A 20400-nucleotide genomic window follows, 5' to 3' on the forward strand; every position below is an offset into this window, starting at 1 on the left:
TGATTCCATGAACGACTACCTCGACGCGCTCTTCTCACTCGAGGGCCGCACCGCCGTGGTGACCGGCGGCAGCTCGGGCATCGGCCGCGGCATCGCCACGGCATTGGCCCGTGCCGGAGCGTCGACCGTCATCGTCGCCCGAGGGGCCGAGCGCATCGACGAGACCGTGCGCGAGCTGCAGGAGAGCGGATGCCGCGTCGCCGGTGTCGTCGGCGATCTCGGCACCCGTGCGGGCATCCACGCCCTCGCCGAGGCGGCGGCCGAACCCTTCGGCGACCCGGACATCCTGGTGAACTCGGCCGGCATCAACATCCGGCCGCCCTACGCCGAGATCACCGAGGACGACTGGGATGCCACGATGACGGTGAACACCCTCGCTCCCTTCCTGCTCGGACAGCACTATGCCCGCGGAATGGTCGAGCGCGGGTACGGCCGGCTCATCCACATCAGCTCCCAGCAGGCGCACCGCGCGTTCGTCGGCAGCGGGATCTACGGCGCATCCAAGGGCGCGGTGGAGTCCCTCATGCGGTCCGAGGCCGAGGCCTGGGGCGGCACGGGGGTGACGAGCAACACCCTCGTCCCGGGGTTCGTCCTCACCCCGCTCAACGCGCGACTTCAGGAGGACCCCGAGAAGATCGCCGCCCTCGCCGCACGCACCATGATCGGTCGCAACGGTCTGCCGAGCGACTTCGCCGGTGCGGCGGTCTTCCTCGCCGGGGCAGGCTCCGGCTACGTCACCGGGCACTCGCTCTTCGTCGACGGGGGCCTCTCGGTGCACTGACCGGCACCCGCGCCACGCTCAGGTCTCGGCGGGATAGACCCGCTCGTCGACCCTCGGCTCGGCGAGCAGCGGGACCGCAGCCGTGAGCGCGGCCACCGCATCGGCGCCGGCGGAGTCCACGGGCGCACGGTCGGCCCTGCGATCGGTGAGCGCCGCCTGGATGCCGCCGGTCACCGCGTCCTCGACGACCGCCTCGGTCGCGAGCACGCGCGAGGCCGCGACCTGCTGGGCGGCGAGCTCGGCGTAGAGGCCGTCGTGGGCGAGCAGCTCGGCGTGCGTACCCGACTCGACGATCCGGCCGGCCTCGACGACGTGGATGACGTCGGCGCCCATGACCGTCGACAGCCGGTGGGCGATCGACAGCGTGGTGCGGCCCTTCGCGGCCTCGTCGAGCGCCTCCTGCACGACGCGCTCCGAGACGGTGTCGAGGGCCGAGGTCGCCTCGTCGAGGAGGAGGACCGGCGGGTCCTTCAGCAGCACGCGCGCGATCGCGATGCGCTGCTTCTCGCCGCCGGAGAGCCGATATCCGCGTTCGCCGACGACCGTGTCGTACCCGTCCTCGAATCCGGCGATGATGTGGTGGATGTTCGCCGCCGTGCACGCCGCGATCACCTCCTCCTCGCTCGCCCCGGGGCGGGCGTACAGGAGGTTGTCGCGGATCGTCGCGTGGAAGAGATACGTCTCCTGCGAGACGATGCCGACATTGTCGATGATCGACTCCTGCGTCAGCGCGCGCACGTCGGCGCCGGCGAAGAGCACCGAGCCGCCCTTCGCCTCGTAGAGCCGCGGTGCCAGGTAGAGGATCGTGGTCTTGCCGGCACCGGAAGGCCCGACGAAGGCGACGTGCTGTCCGGGCTCGGCGACGAAGGAGACGCCGTCCAGCGTGGGCCGGGCCTCCGCCGACGCGTCGGGATAGCGGAACACGACGTCGGCGAACTCGATGCGTCCGCGCGGACCAGGCGCATCGTCCACCGAGATCGCGTCCGGGGCGTCCTCGATCTCGGGGACCAGGTCGAGGTACTCGAAGATCCGCGCGAACAGCGCGGAGGAGGTCTGCAGGTCGAGCGAGACGCGCATGAGCCCCATCAGCGGCATCAGCAGCCGCGCCTGCACGGTGGTGAAGGCGACGACCGTGCCGGCGGTGATCGCGTCGGTCCCGCCGGTGATCAGGTAGCCCGAGACGAGGTAGATGACCGCCGGAACGCTGGCCATCAGCACCTGGACCACGGCGAAGAATCCCTGGCCGCTCATCGCCCTGCGCACCTGGAGTGTCACCTGGTTGCGGTTCTCCGCCTGATACCGCTGCGACTCGGTGCGCTGCCGGTTGAACGCCTTCGAGAGCAGCATGCCCGAGACGCTCAGCGTCTCCTGCGTGATCGAGGTCAGCTCCGACAACGACTCCTGCGTCTCCCCCGCGATCCGCGCGCGCACCTGGCCGACGCGACGCTGCACGAAGATCAGGAACGGCATCAGCACCACCGCGATGAGGGTCAGACGCCAGTCGATGAGGATCATGGCGACGAGCGACGCCACCACCGTCACGACGTTCCCGAGGATGCTGGTGACCGTGTTGGTCAGCACGCCGGAGACTCCGCCGACGTCGTTCTGCAGCCGCGACTGGATCACGCCGGTCTTGGTGCGGGTGAAGAAGCCGAGCTCCATCGCCTGGAGGTGCTCGAACAGTTTGACGCGCAGGTCGCCGGTGACGCTGTTGCCGACCGTCGCCGTCAGCCAGGTCTGCGCGACGCCCAGCACCGCGGAGAACAGGAACAGTCCCACCATGGCCGCGACCAGCCAGGCCAGCAGCTCGAGCTGCGGGCTGCCGCCGTCGACGGGGAAGAGCGCGTCGTCGAAGATGCGCTGGACGATCAGCGGAGGGATGACGGCGATGGCCGCACCCGCGACGACCAGGATGCCGGTGAAGAAGATCCGCCACCGGTACGGGCGGAACAGCGCGATCACGCGGGCGCCGAGACCGCTGATGCGCGGGGCCTCGGCGTTCAGCCTGCGCTGCGCGTCTTCGTCGACGCCGCGGAACCCGCCGCCGTGCCCACCACCTCTGCCACCGCCCATGCTCATGGCGCCAGCGTACTCAGCGCAGCGGACACCGAGGGCCGTGGGATCCGCTCTCGGCGGATTTCGTCGGGATCGGAATGAAATGTCCGACCCTGTGGTTACGCTGAGAGACTCGCGCGATCTCTCGCACATCCCCCTCATCTCGTCGCCCAGGAGGCCGCCTATGTCTGCCGTCGATACCGGCTCCATCCCGACCACCCGCACGCCCTCGTCCGGCGAGATCTCTCGCACCGACATGCGTGTCATCTGGCTGCTGCTCGTCGCCGCCTTCGTCGCCATCCTCAACGAGACGACCATGGGCATCGCGATCCCCCACCTGAACACCGATCTCGGCATCCCGCCCGAGCTCGGCCAGTGGCTGACCAGCGCCTTCATGCTGACCATGGCCGTCGTCATCCCGACGACCGGCTTCATCCTCCAGCGCTTCACGACGCGCCAGGTGTTCATCGCGGCGATGGTCGCGTTCTCGCTCGGCACGCTCGTGGCGCTCGCCGCGCCCGGATTCGGCGTGCTGCTGGTCGGCCGTGTCATCCAGGCCGCAGGAACCGGCATCATGATGCCCCTGCTGATGACGACGATCATGAACGTCGTGCCTCCGCAGTCGCGCGGCCGCATGATGGGCCGCGTCGGCATGGTCATCTCGCTCGCGCCCGCGATCGGCCCGACGCTCGCCGGTGCCGTGCTCGAGGCGTTCAACTGGCGTGCGCTCTTCGCCATCGTGCTCCCCATCGCGCTCATCGCCCTGGGTATGGGCGTCAAGTGGATGACGAACCTCGGCGAGACGCGTCGCGTCCCGCTCGACGTGCTGTCGATCCCGCTCGCGGCTCTCGGCTTCGGCGGGCTCGTGTTCGGCCTGAGCCAGTTCGGCGGCGAGGGCGGCTCCGGTGAGACGACCGGCATCATCGCCCTGGTCGTCGGAGCTGTGACACTCGGTCTGTTCGTCTGGCGTCAGCTCCTGCTGCAGCGCGTCGACGACGCGCTGCTCGATCTGCGAGTCTTCCGTGCCGGCAACTTCACCTTCGCGGTCATCATCATGACGATCCTCGCGCTGTCGATGTTCGGAACACTCACCCTGCTCCCGCAGTACCTGCAGAACGTCGCGGGACTCAATGCCCTGCAGTCCGGGCTGATCCTGCTGCCGGGTTCCGTGCTCATGGGTCTGCTCGGCCCGGTGATGGGGCGCGTCTACGACTCCCGCGGCACCCGCCCGCTGCTGATCCCGGGAACCATCCTGGTGTCCGCCGCGCTGTTCTACTACTCGACAGTCGGCGAGCACACCGTGTGGTGGGTGCTCATCATCGTGCAGGCCGCGATGTCGGTCGGACTGGCGATGTCGTTCACCCCGCTGTTCTCCGCCTCGCTGGGTTCGCTGCAGCGCTCGCTGTACTCGCACGGCTCCGCCGTGCTGAACACGCTGCAGCAGGTGGGTGGCGCCGCGGGCGTCGCACTTCTCACGGTGACGTACTCCGCGATCCTGCACGCCGGAGAGAGCGAAGGCCTCTCGACGGCGACCGCCGGTGCGCCGGGGGCGCGCATGGCGTTCCTGATCGCGGCGATCATCTCCCTGGCCGCGGTGGCGCTGAGCCCGTTCGTGCGCAAGCCCGCTGATGACGCGGGCGAGGGATTCCACGGCGGTCACTGACCGACACGGATCGCACCACTCGGTGGCGTCTGCCCGCTACTGCGTCTTCGGCGCAGGGAAGTGGCAGACGCCACCGCTGCAATAGCCCGCGGCATCGGCCTCGAGCAGGTTCAGAGCACCCGCGAGCGGCGGGGGCGCGAGAGGCGCATCCTGCTCTGCGGTGTCCTGCTGCGTCTTCTTCATCCTTCGATCGTACGCCTGCCGGAGGCCACCGGCGCCGCCCGCCCCTTCCCCGCGTGATACGCCCGGCGTATCGTTCGCTGTGATGCCGGGACGCGTGCGCGCTCCGGCGACCGCAGCGAAGGAGCCGCCGTGATCATCGAGACGCCGGGAGAGGCCGCGGCAACGGGCCATGTCGCCGAGATGTATGCGGGCGACATCGACGACGACGGCTTCGTCTTCGGGCACACACGCGCGATGGCTGTGAATCCCGACGCGCATGCCGCCTTCGAGGACCTGATCGGCGCGATCGTGCCGTCGATCGGCATCCGCGTGTACGAGGCGGCCACGCTCGGCGCGGCGCGGGCCATCGGCTCCACCCACTGCCTCCTCGCTCACGGCCGCAAGTCGCTGCGAGCCGACGTCCTCGACGAGGACGCCCTCGAAGCCTTCGCGGCGGGAGACGACGCCGGATTCACCCCCGCCGAGCAGGTGGTCGTCGAGTACGCCGCGCAGCTGTCGGACGACCCCGCCTCGATGACGGATGCCGACACGCAGGCCCTGCGCGACGTCGGCTATTCGGACCGGCAGATCGTGGACATCACCCTCGCGGCGGCGGCGCGGAACTTCTTCAGCCGGGCTCTGCTCGCCCTCGCCGTGCCGGTCGACGAGGTCCCCGGCCTGAATCCGACCATCGCCGCCGCGCTGACGCGCTCGAACGCCGCCGGCCGCTCGCAGCCGACAGCGGATGGATAGCCGGTCTCCCCTACGGTTGAGCCATGCTCAAACGACTCCTCGCCCGCTTGTTCTGGGCGTTCAGCCGCTGGACGCTCACGAGTGAAGGCGCACCGACGCGCCCGACGGTGCTGGTGGGCGCACCGCACACGTCCAACTGGGACTTCGTCCTGATGCTCGCCATCGCGTGGCGCCTCGGCATCGACGTGCACTGGCTCGGCAAGAAGAGTCTCTTCCGCGGGTGGCGGGGTCCGATCATGCGCGGACTCGGCGGCATCCCCGTCGATCGCGCCGACCCGGCGCGCGTGGTGAAGGACGTCGTGGGCCAGGTGCATGCCGGCACGGTCTTCGGACTGGTCGTGACGCCGGACGGAACCCGCGGCGGCAACGAGAACTGGAAGTCCGGTTTCTACCGGATCGCCCGCGAGACGGGGATGCCGGTGACCCTCGGGTTCGTCGACCGCACGACCATGACCTCGGGTCTGGGACCGACGATCGACCTCACCGGCGACGTGGCTGCCGACATGGACCGCATCCGGGCGTTCTACGCCGACAAGGCCGGCGTGCGGCCCGAGAGGCGGACAGAGCCGCGCCTGCGCGAGGAGGACCCGGCGGCTTCGCCCGACGCCGCCTGACGAACGGGCCGCTCCGGTCAGTGCTTCGACGCGGTGTGCGCCCGGGCGTAGGCCAGGTCCTTGTCGGAGAGCTGCTCCACCATCCCGACGACGGCTCCGGTCAGCACGCGGATCTCCTCTCGTACCGCCTCATCGAGAAGGTGTGAGTCGCTGTCGAGCACGGACTGCTGGGCATCGGGCGACAGGTCCGACCACCAGTCGTCGATCGGGGGAAGGGTCATCGTTCCTTCTTTCAGAGGGGTCGGGCAACGGGCTGGACATCACCGGATCACCGGCACAACACTGAGATCATGACAGCGGATCTGCCTCCTGACGAGCCCGACATCGACGATCGGGCCGACGGTCGCGACGAGACTCCCAACGAGAGGGCGGACCGGAACTGGCTCGAGCTCCTGCAGGAGCTGCGCGTCATGCAGACGGGTACGCAGATCCTCACCGGCTTCCTCCTCGCCGTGGCCTTCCAGCCGCGTTTCACCGACATGGACGAGCTCCAGCGCGATCTGTACGTCGTCCTCGTCGCTCTCGCGGCGATCGCGACGATTCTCGCGCTCGCGCCGGTCGGCATGCACCGCGCGCTGTTCGGGCATCGCCGCAAGCCCGACCTGGTGCGGATCGCCGCCCGCATCGTCCGGATCGACCTGGCCGTGATCGGAGCGCTGACCATCGGCGTGACCACCTTGATCGTCGACTTCACGGTGAACCGCACGGCCGGCATCATCGCGCTCGTGGCCGCGCTCGTGCTGGTCGTGGCGCTGTGGCTGGCCCTGCCGCGGGCGATGCGCGGGCGGCCCCGCTCCGACGACACCGGAGAGGAGTGATCCCGCGCACCTCGCTCAGCGGCCGGCGGGGCTGCGGTTCTCCGCGCTGACCATCCACGCGAACTGCTCCAGGCGCTCGATGACCGCGTGCAGGATGTCCGCCGATGTCGGGTCCGCCTCGTCGACGTCGTCGTGCACATCGCGCATCGTCGAGACGACGGCCTCGAGGCGGACGGTGATCAGGTCGATGGTCTCCGAGGTGGAGACCTCGCCGGCCGGGAACTCCGGCAGCGTCGTCGTGGCCGAAACCGTGACGCTGCGTCCATCGGGTACGGCGTGCAGTGCGCGCATGCGCTCGGCGACGGTGTCGCTGAAGGCGCGTGCGTCGTCGATGATCTCGTCGAGTTGGCGGTGCGTGTCGCGGAAGTTGCGTCCGACGACGTTCCAGTGCGCCTGCTTGCCCTGCGTCGCCAGCTCCAGCAGGTCGACGAGCACGGCCTGCAGGTTCGCTGCCAGATCGGGCGAGGCGGTGAAGCCCTTCTCGGCGTTCTGGCGCCGGGTCGTCTTCGCTCCGCCCTTCGGGGTACCGGCGGTCTTCTTGGTCGTCTTCGTGTCAGCCATGGGGCGACGCTAACGGGGGCGGAGACGCACGCCGAGGGGGTTGACACCGGTGCGCGCGCGCCTCGAATGTGGCCGGAGGACAGAGAGGCGGACCCGTGACCGACGACCAGCAGCAGAGATCGCAGATCGAGATCAGCACGATCCAGGACAGCGACGCCGGCGAGGTGCTGACGGTGCAGCGCGCCGCCTTCGTGTCGGAGGCGGCGATCTACGGCAGCGTCGACATGCCCCCGCTGACCCAGACGCTTCCCGAACTGCAGGCCGAGCTGCGCGCGGAATCGGGTTTCGTCGCACGGATCGGCGGACGACTCGTCGGCGCGATCCGTTTCGTCGAGCGCGACGGCCTGCTCTTGATCGGGCGGATAGCGATCGCGCCCGACATGCAGGGCGAGGGCATCGGACGGATGCTGCTCGACGCCGCCGAGGAGTCCTCCAGCGCCGATGTGGCCGAGCTCTTCACCGGCAGCCTGAGCGAGGCGAACCTGCGGCTCTACGAAGCCTGCGGCTACGAGGAGCATGAGCGCGTGCCGGACGGCGACGGGACCGCCCAGGTCTTCCTCCGGAAACGTCTGCGAGCTTGAGAGCCTCCTGACAATCGCGGCAAGGGGGTTGAGCCGATGGACGAGGTCCGGCATCGTGGCCCGGACGTGTCGCGACCGCGACATGCCCCAACCGGAAGGAGAGTCTCGTGCTCACCCTCACCGACAACGCCACCGCCATCGTCTCCACCCTCGTGAGCCGTCAGAGCGAAGCCCCGGATGCCGGTCTGCGCATCCACTCCACCACCGCGCCCGACGCGCAAGGCGGCGCCCGTCTGGCCGTCCTCGTGACCGCCGACCCGGAGCCGCAGGACCAGGTCGTGGAGATCTCCGGCACCCGCCTCTTCCTCGATGAGGGGGCCGCAACCGCGCTCGACGACAAGGTGCTCGACGCCGGTGTCGACGACGAGGGCGCCGTCTCGTTCGCGGTGATGCCCAAGGTCGCCTGACGACACAGGATTCCGGATGCCGCGGCCCTCAGGGGTCGCGGCATCCGTCGTCTTCGGGTCGAGGCGCGTGGCGCCACGGCACGCCTCGGGACCCGCCCCTAGCATCGAGGCATGCGAACTCGTGCGCCGCGTGTCCTGATCGTCTCCGCCCTCGCGATCCTCACCGTCATCGCCGCCGGGTGTGCGCCGACGGCGGCACCGCAGCCCACCAGCTCGTCGGGCTCCGCCTCGCCGTCATCGTCGCCGTCCGAGACACCGGAGACAGCGGACGCGCGGGTGACCATCGACGGTCTGTCGATCGACGAGGGCCCGCTGATCGCCTATACCGACCACGACGCCGTGCTCGCGGCGCTCGGAGAGGTCGTGGGGCCCGTCCCCGAGGCGCAGGGACCCGATGCGTACGGGTTCACGTCGTATGACTGGGACGGCGCCGTCCGGCTGAACGTCCCCGAGTCGGGGCCGGCCGCGCTCTGGATCGGGAGCGACGACACCCCCGGCGTCGTGTTCACCGTCGCCGACGGGATCGGCATCGGCTCGAGCCGCGCAGACGCTCTGGCGGCCGGCGCCGAAGAGCTCCCGATGGACGACGACGGCGACGGCGTGAACGACTATCTCGCGGTGGGCACCCGCGAGGTCCCCGGCACGATGTCGCTCGTCCGTCCGGGAGAGGTCGGCGTGCAGTACGTCATGCTCGCTCTCGACGGCGACACGGTGTCGAAGATCTTCGGTCTCGCCGACGACTTCAGCGATCTCTGAGTCGAGACCGCGCGTCAGAGCTCGGTGACGCGACCCGACTCGACACGCCACCGACGGTCGGTGTGCACCGTGGCGAGCATCCGTCGGTCGTGCGTCACCAGCAGCAGCGTCCCCTCGTACGATTCGAGCGCCTGCTCGAGCTGCTCGATCGCCGCGAGATCGAGGTGGTTCGTCGGCTCATCGAGCACCAGGACGTTGGTGCCGCGGGCCTGCAGCAGGGCGAGCCCCGCTCGCGTGCGCTCCCCCGGTGACAACTCGTCGACCGGGCGACCCACGTGGTCGGCTTTGAGTCCGAACTTGGCGAGAAGCGTGCGCACCTCACCGGTGGCCATCTCGGGCACGAGCTCCTCGAAAGCCGCCGCGAGCGGCTGGGAACCCGCCAGCAGGGAGCGCGCCTGGTCGATCTCGCCGATCTGCACGCTCGCTCCGAGACTCGCCGTGCCCTCGTCCGGATGCTGTTGCCCGAGCAGGGCGCGGAGGAGGGTCGACTTGCCCGCGCCGTTGGGACCCGTGATCCCGATGCGCTCCCCCGCGTTCACCTGCAGCGACACCGGGCCCAGAGCGAACTCACCCTGCCGGTACACCGCGGAGCTCAGCGTCGAGACGACCGAGCTGGAGCGCGGCGCCGCGGCGATGGTGAACTCGAGCTGCCACTCCTTGCGGGGTTCCTCGACCTCCTCGAGCCGCGCGATCCGACTCTCCATCTGTCGCACCTTCTGCGCCTGCTTCTCGCTGGACTCCGTCGAGGCCTTGCGCCGGATCTTGTCGTTGTCGGGTGCCTTCTTCATCGCGTTGCGCACGCCCTGACTCGACCATTCCCGCTGGGTCCTGGCGCGGCCGATGAGGTCGGCCTTCTTCTCGGCGAACTCGTCGTACTTCTCGCGCTGGTGGCGGCGCACCGTGGCCCGCTCCTCGAGGTAGGCGTCGTACCCGCCGCCGAACACACGGTTCGAGCCCTGCGCCAGGTCGAGCTCCAGCACCCGGGTCACGCAGCGCGCGAGGAACTCGCGATCATGGCTCACCAGGACCACGCCGCCGCGGAGTCCGCGTACGAAGGCCTCCAGCCGCTCGAGACCGTCGAGATCCAGATCGTTGGTCGGCTCGTCCAGCAGCGCGATGTCGAAGCGCGAGAGGAGCAGCGCCGCCAGCCCGACACGAGCCGCCTGACCGCCGGAGAGCGAGGTCATCAGGATCCCGTCGGCGTCGCCGCCGTCGAGTTCGAGACCCAGGTCGGCGAGCACGGCCGGGAGTCGCTCGTCCAGGTCGGCGGCGCCGCTGGCCAGCCACCGGTCGAGGGCGGTCGAGTAGGCGTCTGCCGGGTCGACGCCCGGGGCGGCGAGCGAAGGGTCGCCGAGCGCGGCCGCGGCGGCATCCATCGCGATGGTCGCCGCGGCGCATCCCGTGCGACGGGCGATGTAGGCGGCGATCGTCTCACCGGAGATGCGCTCATGCTCCTGCGGCAGCCATCCGACGAACGCGTCGGCCGGTGCCAGCGCGATCGTCCCCGCCTGCGGCTCGTCGATGCCCGCGAGCAGGCGGAGCAGGGTGGACTTCCCCGCCCCGTTCGCGCCGACGACTCCGACGACGTCTCCCGGCGCGACCGTCAGATCGAGCGAGTCGAAGAGGGTGCGGTGGCCGTATCCGCCGGCCAGGCCCTGGGCCACGAGAGTTGCGGTCATGACTCAATCCTGTCATCGCGCGGACGCCGGGCTCGCACCCGATCCGCCTGCGGGACTCAGTCGGAGTGATGCGCGCTGTGGTCCTCCAGGTCGGGTCTCGCCCGCAGCGCGTCGGCGATCTCCTCCTCCGGGCGCGGTGCGATCGTCTCGTCTTCTTCGAGTTCCGGAACGGTCGGCTCTCCCGGAGCGGGGATGTGCTCGTGCGAGGAGCGGTCGTTGTGGTCGGACACGGCGAACCCTTCGATCGGCGGCATGCCCAGAGTACGCCGACATCCCGATGGAAGACGCGTACGCTGAAGACCTGCCGCGACTCCTGCGGGAAAGGACTTCTCCCCCGTGAAACTCACTCAACTTCGGCGTTTCGTCGCCGTCGCCGAGACGCTGCATTTCCCCCGAGCGGCAGAATCCCTCGATGTGTCGCTGGCGGCTGTGTATTCGTCGATCGAGCAGCTCGAGGAGGAGGTCGGCCATCCGCTCTTCACGCGCGGAGGCGACACGCGCCTGACGAAAGCCGGCGAGCTTCTGCTCGAGGAGGCACGAGAGCGGATCGCCGCGGCGCCGGCACCGAGCGCGAAGCCGGTCGTCCCGGCGGGTGGCAAGGCCAAGGCGTCCAAGGGCAAGGGCCGCGCGCCCGTGGTGAAGGGTCAGCCGAAGCCGTACAAGAAGCGTCAGGGGCGCTGAACCCGAGACGGCGCCGAGGTCTACAGCTCGACGGCGTCGTGCCGGGCGACCGCGAAGGTCTGCCCGGGATACCGCAGCCCCGAGAAGTACATGTTGGTGTGGGCGACGATCTGCTCACCCGAGATCGGCACGCCGTCCCACTCCGCGTCGACCGTGGTGTGCGCGTCTCCCACGAGGGTGACGTCGTACCCCTCCGCCGCCGCGCGCTGCATCGTCGTGCGCACGCAGAAATCCGACTGCGCTCCGGCCAGGACGAGGTGCGTGGCCGCGAGACGATCGAGCGTCTCACGCAGGTCGGTCTCCGCGAAGGCATCGCGATAGCTCTTCCGGACCAGTGGCTCTCCGTCGTGACGAGCCAGCGGCGACGCGAGCTCCCATTCGGGCGTTCCGAGACCGACCGGATCGTGGTGCACCCACACGACAGGCACATCCGCGGCGCGGGCGCGTTCCACGAGAGTCGCGGTGCGCGCGAGGGTTCCGTGTTCGTCGAAGCAGCCCGGCATCACGCCGACCTGCGCGTCGATGACGATGACAGCGGTACGCGGCATCCGTGCGGATGTGTGCGCGGGGGTCGAGGTCATCTCAGTCCCAGTCGAGGTATTCCTCGATGTTCACCGCGGTCTCGATCGGGTGCGTCATCGGGAACAGGTGGTCGCCGCCGGCGATCATCTTCACGCTCGCGCGCTCGGGCACGGTCGACTGCAGACGCTCGCCGTTGGCCGGCGCCGTGGTGGTGTCGTCGGACCCCTGGATGATGAGCACGGGGATCACCGGAGCGACGGGGATCTCGTTCTCCTCCACGCCGAGCAGGAGCAGGCCGTTGACGCGCTCGTGGTGGGATGCGGCGAGCGCACGTGCGATGGTGCCTCCGAAGCCATGACCGCCGACCCAGGTGTCGGTGAGGCCGACGTGATCGATCACCGCGAGGACATCGTCGACGCGCTCCTCGAGTGAGATGTCGGCGTCGCCGGCGCGGTAGCCGATGCGCAGCACGTGGAATCCGGCTTCCTCGGCGAGGTAGTGCCCGACGACGCCCAGAACGTCGGCGGGGAGCCCCTGCTCCTGGATCAGCACGAGCTTGACGGGCCCGTCGCCTTCGTCGACGAAGGGAACGGCGCGGCCGTCGGGCTCGAAGGTCTGGGTGTCGGTCATCGGCGTCAGTCTCCTCGTGCCGTCGGGGTCGGAAGCGCAGGCGGAACGAACTCGGCGGACGCCTGCGGCCGGACCGCGGCTCACGCCGCCTCCGTCCAGCCTATCCGGATGCCGTGGGCGGCACAGAAGCCCGATGCTCCGCGTCGAGACGGCCCTCGGGATCGTGTCGTGGATTCAGCCGGGCTGCCCCGGGCCGAACGACTGCCCGTTGAATGCGGAGAAGAACAGGGTGAACCACACGATGAAGAAGATCAGCTGCGCCAGAGCGCCCAGGACTCCGATCACCATCGCCCAGCGAGCGAGCCCCGCCCCCGATTCAAGGTTGCCGGGCGCGCGCAGCTGCCGCAGCGCGAACACACCGAGAATGAGTCCGGCGACAGGGATCACGAACGCGGCGATGAAGCCGACGAGGGAGAGGGTGTTCGTGCGCGGTGCAGTGGTGGCCGTTGTCATCGGGACCTTCCGAGGCTTCGTGTCGCCAGGTGGGCCCATCGCGACGAGTCGACTATAGAAACATTCTGGTGGTTCGTCGCCTCTTTCCGCATGCGCGAGATGCTATAAGACACGCCAGGGGTCGAGCAGGTCGACCCCGGTATGAGCGAAGTCTTTGACGTTGCGTGTCGCGCACGTGGCCGAGTGGGCGAGGCAGATGGCAGCGATCTGGGCATCAGCCGTGCTGATCGGGCGCCCCGCCGCCTCTCGCGCGAGAAGGACTCTCGCGTAGTGAGCTGCGGAGGCGTCATCGAAGGCCAGGATGGAACGGGTACCGCGAAAGGGCTCGATCGCCGCGTCAACGCGAGCGGTCAGCTCCGCTTTCCGACGGCCGTCCGGGAGCCTTTCTAGGCCCGCCAACAGCTCAGCGAGTGTCACCGCAGTGATGGAGACTTCGTCGGTGCACGCCTCGAGCCAGGCGACGACTCGCTCATTCGGCGCGGATCGGAAGACCTCCGAGATGACGTTCGTGTCGAGGACGATCACTCGAAGTCCGCAGCCCGCGCGACGTCATCACGCTTCGGAAGCTCCAGGTCATCCGCAGCACCCCCTTGCTGGGCGGCGTGCATGAGAGCCAGCCCGATGTGCGGTCTCCGAGCGGCCCTGGTCAGAATCTCACGAACCTCGGCCTCCATGGAACGTCCATGGCTCTTCGCCTGCGCGGCGAGTTGCACTTTGACCGACTCATCGAGTCCACGAACGATGATCGATGCCACGGGACGACCACCTCCTTGCTTGATATCATGCACGATATCAGGCAACGCGGAGGATCTGTCTCGCATGCGTCGAGCCTGCACACGCACACGCCATCCTGGGAACAGATTCGAGCGATTGTGGACGACTCTCAGAGACGCGCTGGGAGTGCAGAGCAGGTGAGGCGAGTCTGCGGTTCACCCGAAGCAGTCCACGCCCAGGGGCGCCACGGCCACGCAGTCATGCTTGGCAGGGTCGTAGTACTCGACACCGTCCGGAAGCACAGGCCCCGGCTCGCCGAAGAACGCGCGATAGTCATTCGGGCACCCCTCGGTGCCGCCGCACTCGAAACCGTCCGGGTAGATGAGCCAAACCTGGTGACCCTGCGCCCACTCGGGCAGCTCCGGAGGGTACTCCTGGAGCGGTGTGGGGGCAGGCGTCGGCCAGGGAGGTGCCGCCTGTGGCGCTGTCGTGTCGGCGCACCCTGCAAGCGCGCCGATCGCGAGGACGAGAGCGGCGAGGGTCGTGGTGAGCGTGGCAGCGCGGCGCATGAGGACATGTTCGCAGATGAACGCTCACACCTGGAGGGTCCCGGCAGAACCCGAGCGTCGTCCGAATGAGTACGCTACCCGTACGGTGGCCGAATCCGACAGCTGCCATCGCACCGACCGCCAAGAGAACTCTGGAGACGAGCGTGACCGAGACGTACCCGATTCAAGCCGCATTCGCATCGGCACTCGGCACCGCACGCGCCGATGAACTGCTGACCAAGCTCGACAACTACTCCAATCAGCCGAATGCCGTCGCGGGTGCGGCGAAGAGGCCGAGCGACCCGGAGGTCGAAGCGAGCGCGCATGCGGCCTTCGCGGCGGCGACCCCGGAAGAAGTCGATCTGGAACTCGACTCGATCGGCATGTGGGGCCTCCTGACGCTCGCAGCTCGAGCCGACGCCACGATCCTCGACAGTCTTCCCGCAGAGCGTGCGGACAACCCGAAGGTGGCCTCGATCAGGCGTGCGGCCGCGAAGCATCGGAAGGGCCTGGCCGACGCCGAAGGTCGCCCCTGACTCGCCGAGCCGGATGGGCTAGTTGTTGAAGCGGAACTCCACGACGTCGCCGTCCTTCATGACGTAGTCCTTGCCCTCGAGGCGCGCCTTGCCCTTGGCACGGGCTTCGACGACCGAGCCCGTCTCGACGAGGTCGTCGAACGAGACGATCTCAGCCTTGATGAAGCCCTTCTCGAAGTCGGTATGGATGACGCCGGCGGCCTGCGGCGCCTTCGACCCCTTGGGGATCGTCCAGGCGCGAGCTTCCTTCGGACCAGCGGTGAGATACGTCTGGAGCCCGAGGGTGTCGAAGCCGATCCGCGCGAGCTGGTCGAGGCCCGACTCGTCCTGGCCGGTCGACGCCAGCAGCTCAGCGGCATCCTCCGGGTCGAGGTCGATCAGCTCGGACTCGATCTTGGCGTCGAGGAAGATGGCCTTCGCGGGCGCGACGAGAGCGGCGAGCTCGGCCTTGCGGGCATCATCCGTCAGCACCCCCTCGTCGACGTTGAAGACGAAGATGACGGGCTTCGCGGTGAGCAGCCCCAGCTCGCGGATCGGCGTCAGATCGATGCCGGCGACCGACAGCAGCACACCGCGCTCCAGAGCGTCCTTCGCGGCGATCGCGGTCTCGAGCACGACGGGCTCGATCTTCTTGCCGCGCACTTCCTTCTCGTAGCGGCTGATCGCCTTCTCGACGGTCTCGAGGTCGGCGAGCATGAGCTCGGCGTTGATCGTCTCCATGTCGGATGCCGGGTTCACGGCACCGTCCACGTGCACCACGTCGTCGTCGGCGAACCCGCGCACGACCTGGGCGATCGCGTCCGCCTCGCGGATGTTCGCCAGGAACTTGTTGCCCAGCCCCTCGCCCTCGCTCGCACCCCGCACGATGCCGGCGATGTCGACGAACGACACCGCTGCGGGGAGGATCCGCTCGCTGCCGAAGATCTCCGCGAGCTTGTCGAGACGCGGGTCGGGCAGGTTCACCACGCCGACGTTCGGCTCGATCGTCGCGAACGGATAGTTCGCCGCGAGCACGTCGTTCTTGGTGAGTGCGTTGAAGAGGGTGGACTTGCCGACGTTGGGCAGGCCGACGATGCCGATAGTGAGAGCCACGGAGGACGAGTCTACCTGTCGGTCCTCGCGTGGTCCTGCGAGTCAGTCGCGTACCGCGCGGAACGCCCTCGTCACGTAAGGGAGATCGATCGTGTCATCGCCGTGGAGGCCGAGCTCGTCGAACAGGGCATCCATGTCCCGCCGGATGCGTGCCTTCTCATCGTCGGATGCCGTGATCACGTAGCTGCGCGACGACGCCATGGTGTGCAGCAGTTCGCGGGTGATGGGTCGGACCCATTCCCAGCGCTGCTGCGCGAGCGGACCGAACGGCGCCGCGACGACGGGGTCTCCCGCGGCGAGCATGATCTCGGCATTGCTGCCGTGCATGATCTCGGTGAGCCGTCGCACCCAGTCCACGCGCTCGTCGCGGATGTTCCAGATGAGTCCGAGCACTCCCCCGCTGCGCACGACGCGCCCGATCTCGGCGGAGGCCGCCACCGGCTCGACCCAGTGCCACGCCTGGCCGAGCACGACCGCGTCGACGCTGTCATCCGGAAGCGGCAGGCGCTCGGCCGTCCCGACGAACGCGGGGACCCCGGGGACCGCGGTGCGCAGGGTCGCGAGCATCTCGGGGTCGGGATCGACGGCGACGACCTCGGCGTCCGGTGCACCGAGGAGGGTGCGCGTGAGCTTCCCGGTCCCGGCGCCCACATCGGCGATGCGACGCGAACCGTGCGGCAGGGCGTCGAGCATCCATGCGACCGCCGCGAAGGGGTACTCCGGCCGACCGACCTCGTAGCTGTGGGCCTGCACGCCGAAGGATGTCGCCTGCTCGTCCGTCATGTCGCCAGCCTACGGCGAGCCTGCGATCCGACGCCGAAATCGCGAGGGAGAGTGGATCCGTGCCACTGGACTTCACTGCGATCGACTTCGAAACCGCGAACTCCAGCCCGGCCTCCGCCTGCTCCGTCGGACTCGTCCGCGTGCGCGGCGGCGAGGTCGTCGCGACCGCCGGATGGCTGATCCAGCCTCCGCCCGGGCACGACGAGTTCCAGGAGTGGAACGTGCGCATCCACGGCATCCAACCGCAGGACGTGGTCTCCGCCGCCACCTGGGCGGACCAGTTCGACCGTCTCTGCGGCTTCGCGGGCGCCGACGTCCTGGTCGCCCACAACGCCGGGTTCGATCTCAACGTCCTGCGCCGGGCGGCTGAGGCCACCGACATGCTGTGCCCGCCGTACCGCTCGCTCTGCAGCCTGCAGGTCGCCCGCAAGACGTATCAGCTCGACTCGTACCGCCTGCCGGTGGCCGCAGCCGCCGCAGGGTTCGCGGAGTTCTCGCACCATGACGCCCTGGCCGATGCCCGCGCCTGCGCGCAGATCGTGATCGATGCCGCCCGCCGCCACGGCGCCGCCGACGTGTTCGCGCTCGCCGACGCGCTCAGCCTGCGGGTGACGGAGCCCGCGGTTCCTGCTCTGGAGCGCGCCGTCGCCTGACGGGGATCGCCGCGCCTGAGCGGGGCTGCCCCGCAATGTCGGATGCCGGCCGCATCATGAGAGACATGGATGCTCTCTCGCTCGTTCTGGTCCTCGCCGCACTCGCGGCGGGTGTCGCCGTGGGCTGGTTCCTGCGCGCAGGACGAGGGGCCGCCGACCTGGCACGGGCAGAGGCCGAGCTTGCAGCCGCGCGCGACGACCGGGATCGCCAGTACGACCTCTACCGCGACGCGGTCGAGCACGCCCGTACGGAGCAGCGCGCGGAGGCGCTGCGCGTCCAGCAGCAGAACGCCGTGCTCACCGCACTCGCGCCGGTGCGCGAGAGCCTGCAGCAGATGCAGTCGAAGGTGACGGCGATCGAGCAGGAGCGGCAGGCGCAGTTCGGCACCCTCGCCGAGCAGCTGCGGCGCGCGCAGGAGTCCGACGAGGCGCTGCGGGCCACGACCGAATCCCTGGCCGGGGCCCTGCGATCCACCGCGACGCGCGGCGTCTGGGGAGAGACGCAGCTGCGCCGGGTGGTCGAGGCGGCCGGCCTCACCCGCCATGTCGACTTCGACCTGCAGTCGACGATCTCGTCCGACCGTGGCACCGGTCGCCCCGACATGGTCGTCCGCCTGGCAGGCGGCACGTCGATCGCCGTCGATGCCAAGGTCCCGCTCGATGCGTATCTCGAGGCATCCGCTCTCCCCGCCGGAGATGCTCACGAGCCGCAGCGACGTGCGCACATGCAGAAGCACGTCAAGGCCGTGCGCGCCCACGTCGATGCGCTCGCGAAGAAGGCCTACTGGTCGGGCCTCGACGCCAGTCCGGAGTTCGTGATCTGCTTCCTGCCGAGCGAGTCCCTCCTCGCCGCGGCGATCGACGAAGACCCCACGCTGCTCGACTACGCCTTCAGCCGTCGTGTCGCGCTGGCCTCGCCCGTCAACCTCTGGGCCGTGCTGAAGACCGTCGCCTATGCCTGGACCCAGCAGGAGGTGTCGACCGAGGCACGGACCCTGCTCAATCTCGGAACCCAGCTCTACGAGCGGCTCGGCACTCTCTCCGGCCACGCCGACGAGCTGCGACGAGCACTGGAGCGCACCGTCGACAGCTACAACAAGTTCGCCGGTTCGCTCGAGACCCGTGTGCTCGTGACGGCGCGACAGTTCCCTGGCGTCGACGCCTCGGGCCTTCCCGCCGCGCCGGCGGTCACCGCAGGGGTCACCCGCCGCTTCACCGCACCGGAACTCGTCGGCATCGACGACGAGAAGTCCGACGCCCCGGTCCGCGCGGATGTGGGAGAGGTGCGCGCACGCCTCGGCGACGTGTGAGTCAGGCGGCGCCCGGAACGCCGCTCAGCAGCACGATGACCAGACCGCTGGTGGCGAGGAAGGCCCCGATCATCCACCATGCGCTGATCTCATGACCTTCGTCGAGACGCTTGCGGAAGAGCACGTCGGCTCGTCGAGCGGGGTCGCTGACCGCGGTCTGCGGTGGAGCCGTCGGAGCCGGAGCTATCACCTCGGCGTCGGCGCTCACCCGGAGGATGCGCCCCGTGTTGGTCGTGACAATCTTCGTCGGGGCGGCCTTCGAGCCGCTCGTATGCTGCGTTGTCATCTGTTCGCCCTCCTGGTGCCTGCGGTGCCTGGCGGCTCCGTCGACGGCGACAAACCCAGGAACAATTGTGACACGGCACCCCGAGGAAGCGTGGATCACGACGTCTCGACCCGATACCGGGTCGGTAACGATGACACGGCCTCCCCGCGCACAGATCGCTCGCCGAGCGGCCCGTACGACTATGCCGGGCGACTCAGAGCCACTTGGAGACGAGGTGCTCCGAGGCGATGCGGCGAAGGGTGCCCGATGCTCCGCGAAGCACGACGCTCTCCGTGTAGACGAAGCCGCGCTCCCGGCGCACGCCGGCGACCAGCTGGCCGTCGGTGACGCCCGTGGCGACGAAGATCGTGTTCTTGCCCTGCACGAGGTCGTCGGCCTCGTAGACCTTGTCCATGTCGAGGCCGGCGTCGATGCCCCGCTGACGCTCATCGTCATCACGCGGCCAGAGCCGACCCTGGATGTGGCCGCCGAGCGCCTTGATGGCGCAGGCCGTGACGATGCCTTCCGGGCTGCCTCCGACGCCCACGCACATGTCGGTGCGCGCGTCGTGACGAGCCGCGTTGATCCCACCGGCGACGTCTCCGTCGCTCATCAGGCGGGTACCGGCACCGGCGTCGCGGATCTCCTGGATCAGCTGCTCGTGCCGCGGGCGGTTCAGCACCGAGACGACGATCTCGTCGACGGGCTTGTCGAGTGCCCCCGCGAGTCGGCGGATGTTCTCGCCGACGGGGAGGCGGATGTCGACCACGCCGACGCCCGCGGGGCCCGTGACGAGCTTGTCCATGTAGAACACCGTCGATGCGTCGAGCATCGTGCCGCGGTCGGACACGGCGATCACCGAGAGCGCGTTCTGCCGGCCGGCAGCAGTGAGAGACGTGCCGTCGATGGGGTCGACCGCGATGTCGCACAGCGGCCCGCGGCCGGTGCCGACGACCTCCCCGTTGAAGAGCATCGGGGCGTTGTCCTTCTCGCCTTCGCCGATGACGACACGGCCCTGGAAGTCGACCGTTCCGAGGAACGCGCGCATCGCGTCGACGGCGGCTCCGTCGGCGGCCTCCTTCGCGCCGCGGCCGATGAACGGCACCGCGCGGATCGCCGCCGCCTCGGTCGCGCGCACCAGCTCCATCGCGAGGTTGCGGTCGGGATGAAGAGGGCTCAGATCCGCTGTCAGACTCACCATGCGGTCAGCCTATCGATCAGCCATCGTGAACAGCCCGGCTTTCGGCCCATTTCAGGTGAAGGAATCCCGATTCTTAACAGTCCGGCAGGAGTCCTGGCCGCTCAGCGCCTCGGAGCCTGCGTCATCGACCCACGCACCCCGATAGAGTGACTGCTGTCCCGGCTTCCCCTATCGCAGGAGTT

General features: G+C 69.2%; 28 protein-coding genes. 12 read left to right on the forward strand and 16 right to left on the reverse strand.

Going from position 1 to position 20400, the window contains the following annotated elements:
* The first annotated feature begins 7 nt into the window (after positions 1-7).
* Positions 8-781 (forward strand): SDR family oxidoreductase, encoded by a 774-nt coding sequence (locus MRBLWH11_RS18210; RefSeq protein ID WP_341945832.1) that lies wholly within the window; start codon positions 8-10, stop codon positions 779-781.
* A gap of 18 nt (positions 782-799) precedes the next feature.
* Here MRBLWH11_RS18210 and MRBLWH11_RS18215 read toward each other — a convergent pair whose 3' ends face one another.
* Positions 800-2854 (reverse strand): ABC transporter ATP-binding protein, encoded by a 2055-nt coding sequence (locus MRBLWH11_RS18215; protein WP_341947856.1) that lies wholly within the window; start codon positions 2852-2854, stop codon positions 800-802.
* A 166-nt stretch (positions 2855-3020) separates the two neighbouring features.
* Here MRBLWH11_RS18215 and MRBLWH11_RS18220 point away from each other — a divergent pair, with 166 nt between their 5' ends.
* A complete protein-coding gene (locus MRBLWH11_RS18220; RefSeq protein WP_341945833.1) occupies positions 3021-4499 on the forward strand; it encodes an MDR family MFS transporter in 1479 nt (492 codons plus the stop codon).
* Between the two features lie 36 nt (positions 4500-4535).
* Here MRBLWH11_RS18220 and MRBLWH11_RS18225 read toward each other — a convergent pair whose 3' ends face one another.
* A complete protein-coding gene (locus tag MRBLWH11_RS18225) occupies positions 4536-4682 on the reverse strand; it encodes a hypothetical protein (RefSeq protein ID WP_341945834.1) in 147 nt (48 codons plus the stop codon).
* Positions 4683-4811: 129 nt separating this feature from the next.
* On the opposite strand from MRBLWH11_RS18225, the gene MRBLWH11_RS18230 reads away from it, so the two are divergent.
* Together MRBLWH11_RS18230 and MRBLWH11_RS18235 are read left to right on the forward strand one after the other, a co-directional pair.
* Entirely contained in the window at positions 4812-5414 is a 603-nt protein-coding gene (locus MRBLWH11_RS18230; RefSeq protein ID WP_341945835.1) for a carboxymuconolactone decarboxylase family protein, read from the forward strand.
* Between the two features lie 23 nt (positions 5415-5437).
* The gene (locus tag MRBLWH11_RS18235) at positions 5438-6028 is read left to right on the forward strand and encodes a 1-acyl-sn-glycerol-3-phosphate acyltransferase (protein WP_341945836.1); all 591 of its coding nucleotides are present in this window, start codon (positions 5438-5440) and stop codon (positions 6026-6028) included.
* Between the two features lie 17 nt (positions 6029-6045).
* Here the strand turns inward: MRBLWH11_RS18235 and MRBLWH11_RS18240 are convergent, their stop codons facing one another.
* Positions 6046-6249 (reverse strand): hypothetical protein, encoded by a 204-nt coding sequence (locus tag MRBLWH11_RS18240; RefSeq protein ID WP_341945838.1) that lies wholly within the window; start codon positions 6247-6249, stop codon positions 6046-6048.
* Positions 6250-6318: 69 nt separating this feature from the next.
* Here MRBLWH11_RS18240 and MRBLWH11_RS18245 point away from each other — a divergent pair, with 69 nt between their 5' ends.
* Positions 6319-6846 (forward strand): DUF6328 family protein, encoded by a 528-nt coding sequence (locus MRBLWH11_RS18245; RefSeq protein WP_341945840.1) that lies wholly within the window; start codon positions 6319-6321, stop codon positions 6844-6846.
* A gap of 15 nt (positions 6847-6861) precedes the next feature.
* Here MRBLWH11_RS18245 and MRBLWH11_RS18250 read toward each other — a convergent pair whose 3' ends face one another.
* Positions 6862-7407, reverse strand: a complete 546-nt coding sequence (locus MRBLWH11_RS18250) for a DNA starvation/stationary phase protection protein (protein WP_116636598.1) — start codon at positions 7405-7407, stop codon at positions 6862-6864.
* Positions 7408-7502: 95 nt separating this feature from the next.
* On the opposite strand from MRBLWH11_RS18250, the gene MRBLWH11_RS18255 reads away from it, so the two are divergent.
* From MRBLWH11_RS18255 to MRBLWH11_RS18265, 3 genes are all read left to right on the forward strand, one after another.
* Entirely contained in the window at positions 7503-7988 is a 486-nt protein-coding gene (locus MRBLWH11_RS18255; protein ID WP_341945841.1) for a GNAT family N-acetyltransferase, read from the forward strand.
* 107 nt (positions 7989-8095) lie between these two features.
* Complete coding sequence (locus MRBLWH11_RS18260) at positions 8096-8395, forward strand: Fe-S cluster assembly protein HesB (protein WP_116636600.1); 300 nt, start codon at positions 8096-8098, stop codon at positions 8393-8395.
* Positions 8396-8506: 111 nt separating this feature from the next.
* Positions 8507-9151 (forward strand): hypothetical protein, encoded by a 645-nt coding sequence (locus MRBLWH11_RS18265; RefSeq protein WP_341945842.1) that lies wholly within the window; start codon positions 8507-8509, stop codon positions 9149-9151.
* 14 nt (positions 9152-9165) lie between these two features.
* Here MRBLWH11_RS18265 and MRBLWH11_RS18270 read toward each other — a convergent pair whose 3' ends face one another.
* Both MRBLWH11_RS18270 and MRBLWH11_RS18275 read right to left on the reverse strand, forming a co-directional pair.
* Positions 9166-10830 (reverse strand): ABC-F family ATP-binding cassette domain-containing protein, encoded by a 1665-nt coding sequence (locus MRBLWH11_RS18270; protein WP_341945843.1) that lies wholly within the window; start codon positions 10828-10830, stop codon positions 9166-9168.
* Between the two features lie 56 nt (positions 10831-10886).
* Positions 10887-11060: a hypothetical protein gene (locus tag MRBLWH11_RS18275; protein WP_341945844.1), complete on the reverse strand. Its 174-nt coding sequence runs from the start codon at positions 11058-11060 to the stop codon at positions 10887-10889.
* Positions 11061-11166: 106 nt separating this feature from the next.
* On the opposite strand from MRBLWH11_RS18275, the gene MRBLWH11_RS18280 reads away from it, so the two are divergent.
* Positions 11167-11511 carry a LysR family transcriptional regulator gene (locus MRBLWH11_RS18280; protein WP_116636604.1) on the forward strand — a complete coding sequence of 115 codons (345 nt, stop codon included), beginning with the start codon at positions 11167-11169 and terminating at the stop codon, positions 11509-11511.
* Positions 11512-11531: 20 nt separating this feature from the next.
* On the opposite strand, the gene MRBLWH11_RS18285 is transcribed toward MRBLWH11_RS18280, so the two are convergent.
* The 6 genes from MRBLWH11_RS18285 to MRBLWH11_RS18310 form a co-directional block, all read right to left on the reverse strand.
* Positions 11532-12092: an isochorismatase family protein gene (locus MRBLWH11_RS18285; RefSeq protein WP_341945845.1), complete on the reverse strand. Its 561-nt coding sequence runs from the start codon at positions 12090-12092 to the stop codon at positions 11532-11534.
* Position 12093: 1 nt separating this feature from the next.
* Complete coding sequence (locus MRBLWH11_RS18290) at positions 12094-12663, reverse strand: alpha/beta fold hydrolase (RefSeq protein WP_341945847.1); 570 nt, start codon at positions 12661-12663, stop codon at positions 12094-12096.
* 174 nt (positions 12664-12837) lie between these two features.
* On the reverse strand, positions 12838-13116 hold the full coding sequence (locus tag MRBLWH11_RS18295) for a DUF4190 domain-containing protein (RefSeq protein WP_116636607.1): 279 nt from the start codon (positions 13114-13116) through the stop codon (positions 12838-12840).
* 102 nt (positions 13117-13218) lie between these two features.
* A complete protein-coding gene (locus tag MRBLWH11_RS18300) occupies positions 13219-13641 on the reverse strand; it encodes a type II toxin-antitoxin system VapC family toxin (protein WP_341945848.1) in 423 nt (140 codons plus the stop codon).
* Positions 13638-13871 carry a toxin-antitoxin system gene (locus MRBLWH11_RS18305; RefSeq protein WP_341945849.1) on the reverse strand — a complete coding sequence of 78 codons (234 nt, stop codon included), beginning with the start codon at positions 13869-13871 and terminating at the stop codon, positions 13638-13640. The genes MRBLWH11_RS18300 and MRBLWH11_RS18305 overlap by 4 nt, the downstream gene beginning before the upstream one ends.
* A gap of 174 nt (positions 13872-14045) precedes the next feature.
* The gene (locus tag MRBLWH11_RS18310) at positions 14046-14399 is read right to left on the reverse strand and encodes a hypothetical protein (RefSeq protein WP_341945850.1); all 354 of its coding nucleotides are present in this window, start codon (positions 14397-14399) and stop codon (positions 14046-14048) included.
* A 143-nt stretch (positions 14400-14542) separates the two neighbouring features.
* Here MRBLWH11_RS18310 and MRBLWH11_RS18315 point away from each other — a divergent pair, with 143 nt between their 5' ends.
* On the forward strand, positions 14543-14914 hold the full coding sequence (locus MRBLWH11_RS18315; protein ID WP_341945851.1) for a hypothetical protein: 372 nt from the start codon (positions 14543-14545) through the stop codon (positions 14912-14914).
* Positions 14915-14932: 18 nt separating this feature from the next.
* On the opposite strand, the gene ychF is transcribed toward MRBLWH11_RS18315, so the two are convergent.
* Both ychF and MRBLWH11_RS18325 read right to left on the reverse strand, forming a co-directional pair.
* Complete coding sequence (ychF, locus tag MRBLWH11_RS18320) at positions 14933-16006, reverse strand: redox-regulated ATPase YchF (RefSeq protein WP_341945852.1); 1074 nt, start codon at positions 16004-16006, stop codon at positions 14933-14935.
* A gap of 42 nt (positions 16007-16048) precedes the next feature.
* Entirely contained in the window at positions 16049-16789 is a 741-nt protein-coding gene (locus MRBLWH11_RS18325; protein ID WP_116636612.1) for a class I SAM-dependent methyltransferase, read from the reverse strand.
* A gap of 59 nt (positions 16790-16848) precedes the next feature.
* Here MRBLWH11_RS18325 and MRBLWH11_RS18330 point away from each other — a divergent pair, with 59 nt between their 5' ends.
* Both MRBLWH11_RS18330 and MRBLWH11_RS18335 read left to right on the forward strand, forming a co-directional pair.
* The gene (locus tag MRBLWH11_RS18330; RefSeq protein WP_341945854.1) at positions 16849-17442 is read left to right on the forward strand and encodes a 3'-5' exonuclease; all 594 of its coding nucleotides are present in this window, start codon (positions 16849-16851) and stop codon (positions 17440-17442) included.
* A gap of 65 nt (positions 17443-17507) precedes the next feature.
* Positions 17508-18752 (forward strand): DNA recombination protein RmuC, encoded by a 1245-nt coding sequence (locus MRBLWH11_RS18335; RefSeq protein WP_341945856.1) that lies wholly within the window; start codon positions 17508-17510, stop codon positions 18750-18752.
* A 1-nt stretch (position 18753) separates the two neighbouring features.
* Here MRBLWH11_RS18335 and MRBLWH11_RS18340 read toward each other — a convergent pair whose 3' ends face one another.
* Positions 18754-19038, reverse strand: coding sequence for a hypothetical protein (locus MRBLWH11_RS18340; protein WP_116636614.1), 285 nt, complete (start codon positions 19036-19038; stop codon positions 18754-18756).
* Positions 19039-19231: 193 nt separating this feature from the next.
* Positions 19232-20218, reverse strand: coding sequence for a class II fructose-bisphosphatase (gene glpX, locus MRBLWH11_RS18345; RefSeq protein WP_116636615.1), 987 nt, complete (start codon positions 20216-20218; stop codon positions 19232-19234).
* Positions 20219-20400 lie beyond the last annotated feature (182 nt).

It is taken from the genome of Microbacterium sp. LWH11-1.2 (assembly GCF_038397745.1).
Classification (GTDB): Bacteria; Actinomycetota; Actinomycetes; order Actinomycetales; family Microbacteriaceae; genus Microbacterium.

What these genes read in the sequence shown, in the direction of transcription:
- MRBLWH11_RS18210 (WP_341945832.1), top strand. Translation starts at nt 8, where the DNA reads ATGAACGACTACCTCGACGCGCTCTTCTCACTCGAGGGCCGCACCGCC.
- MRBLWH11_RS18215 (WP_341947856.1), bottom strand. Translation starts at nt 2,854, where the DNA reads ATGGGCGGTGGCAGAGGTGGTGGGCACGGCGGCGGGTTCCGCGGCGTC.
- MRBLWH11_RS18220 (WP_341945833.1), top strand. Translation starts at nt 3,021, where the DNA reads ATGTCTGCCGTCGATACCGGCTCCATCCCGACCACCCGCACGCCCTCG.
- MRBLWH11_RS18225 (WP_341945834.1), bottom strand. Translation starts at nt 4,682, where the DNA reads ATGAAGAAGACGCAGCAGGACACCGCAGAGCAGGATGCGCCTCTCGCG.
- MRBLWH11_RS18235 (WP_341945836.1), top strand. Translation starts at nt 5,438, where the DNA reads ATGCTCAAACGACTCCTCGCCCGCTTGTTCTGGGCGTTCAGCCGCTGG.
- MRBLWH11_RS18240 (WP_341945838.1), bottom strand. Translation starts at nt 6,249, where the DNA reads ATGACCCTTCCCCCGATCGACGACTGGTGGTCGGACCTGTCGCCCGAT.
- MRBLWH11_RS18245 (WP_341945840.1), top strand. Translation starts at nt 6,319, where the DNA reads ATGACAGCGGATCTGCCTCCTGACGAGCCCGACATCGACGATCGGGCC.
- MRBLWH11_RS18250 (WP_116636598.1), bottom strand. Translation starts at nt 7,407, where the DNA reads ATGGCTGACACGAAGACGACCAAGAAGACCGCCGGTACCCCGAAGGGC.
- MRBLWH11_RS18265 (WP_341945842.1), top strand. Translation starts at nt 8,507, where the DNA reads ATGCGAACTCGTGCGCCGCGTGTCCTGATCGTCTCCGCCCTCGCGATC.
- MRBLWH11_RS18270 (WP_341945843.1), bottom strand. Translation starts at nt 10,830, where the DNA reads ATGACCGCAACTCTCGTGGCCCAGGGCCTGGCCGGCGGATACGGCCAC.
- MRBLWH11_RS18285 (WP_341945845.1), bottom strand. Translation starts at nt 12,092, where the DNA reads ATGACCTCGACCCCCGCGCACACATCCGCACGGATGCCGCGTACCGCT.
- MRBLWH11_RS18290 (WP_341945847.1), bottom strand. Translation starts at nt 12,663, where the DNA reads ATGACCGACACCCAGACCTTCGAGCCCGACGGCCGCGCCGTTCCCTTC.
- MRBLWH11_RS18295 (WP_116636607.1), bottom strand. Translation starts at nt 13,116, where the DNA reads ATGACAACGGCCACCACTGCACCGCGCACGAACACCCTCTCCCTCGTC.
- MRBLWH11_RS18310 (WP_341945850.1), bottom strand. Translation starts at nt 14,399, where the DNA reads ATGCGCCGCGCTGCCACGCTCACCACGACCCTCGCCGCTCTCGTCCTC.
- MRBLWH11_RS18325 (WP_116636612.1), bottom strand. Translation starts at nt 16,789, where the DNA reads ATGACGGACGAGCAGGCGACATCCTTCGGCGTGCAGGCCCACAGCTAC.
- MRBLWH11_RS18335 (WP_341945856.1), top strand. Translation starts at nt 17,508, where the DNA reads ATGGATGCTCTCTCGCTCGTTCTGGTCCTCGCCGCACTCGCGGCGGGT.
- MRBLWH11_RS18340 (WP_116636614.1), bottom strand. Translation starts at nt 19,038, where the DNA reads ATGACAACGCAGCATACGAGCGGCTCGAAGGCCGCCCCGACGAAGATT.
- glpX (WP_116636615.1), bottom strand. Translation starts at nt 20,218, where the DNA reads ATGGTGAGTCTGACAGCGGATCTGAGCCCTCTTCATCCCGACCGCAAC.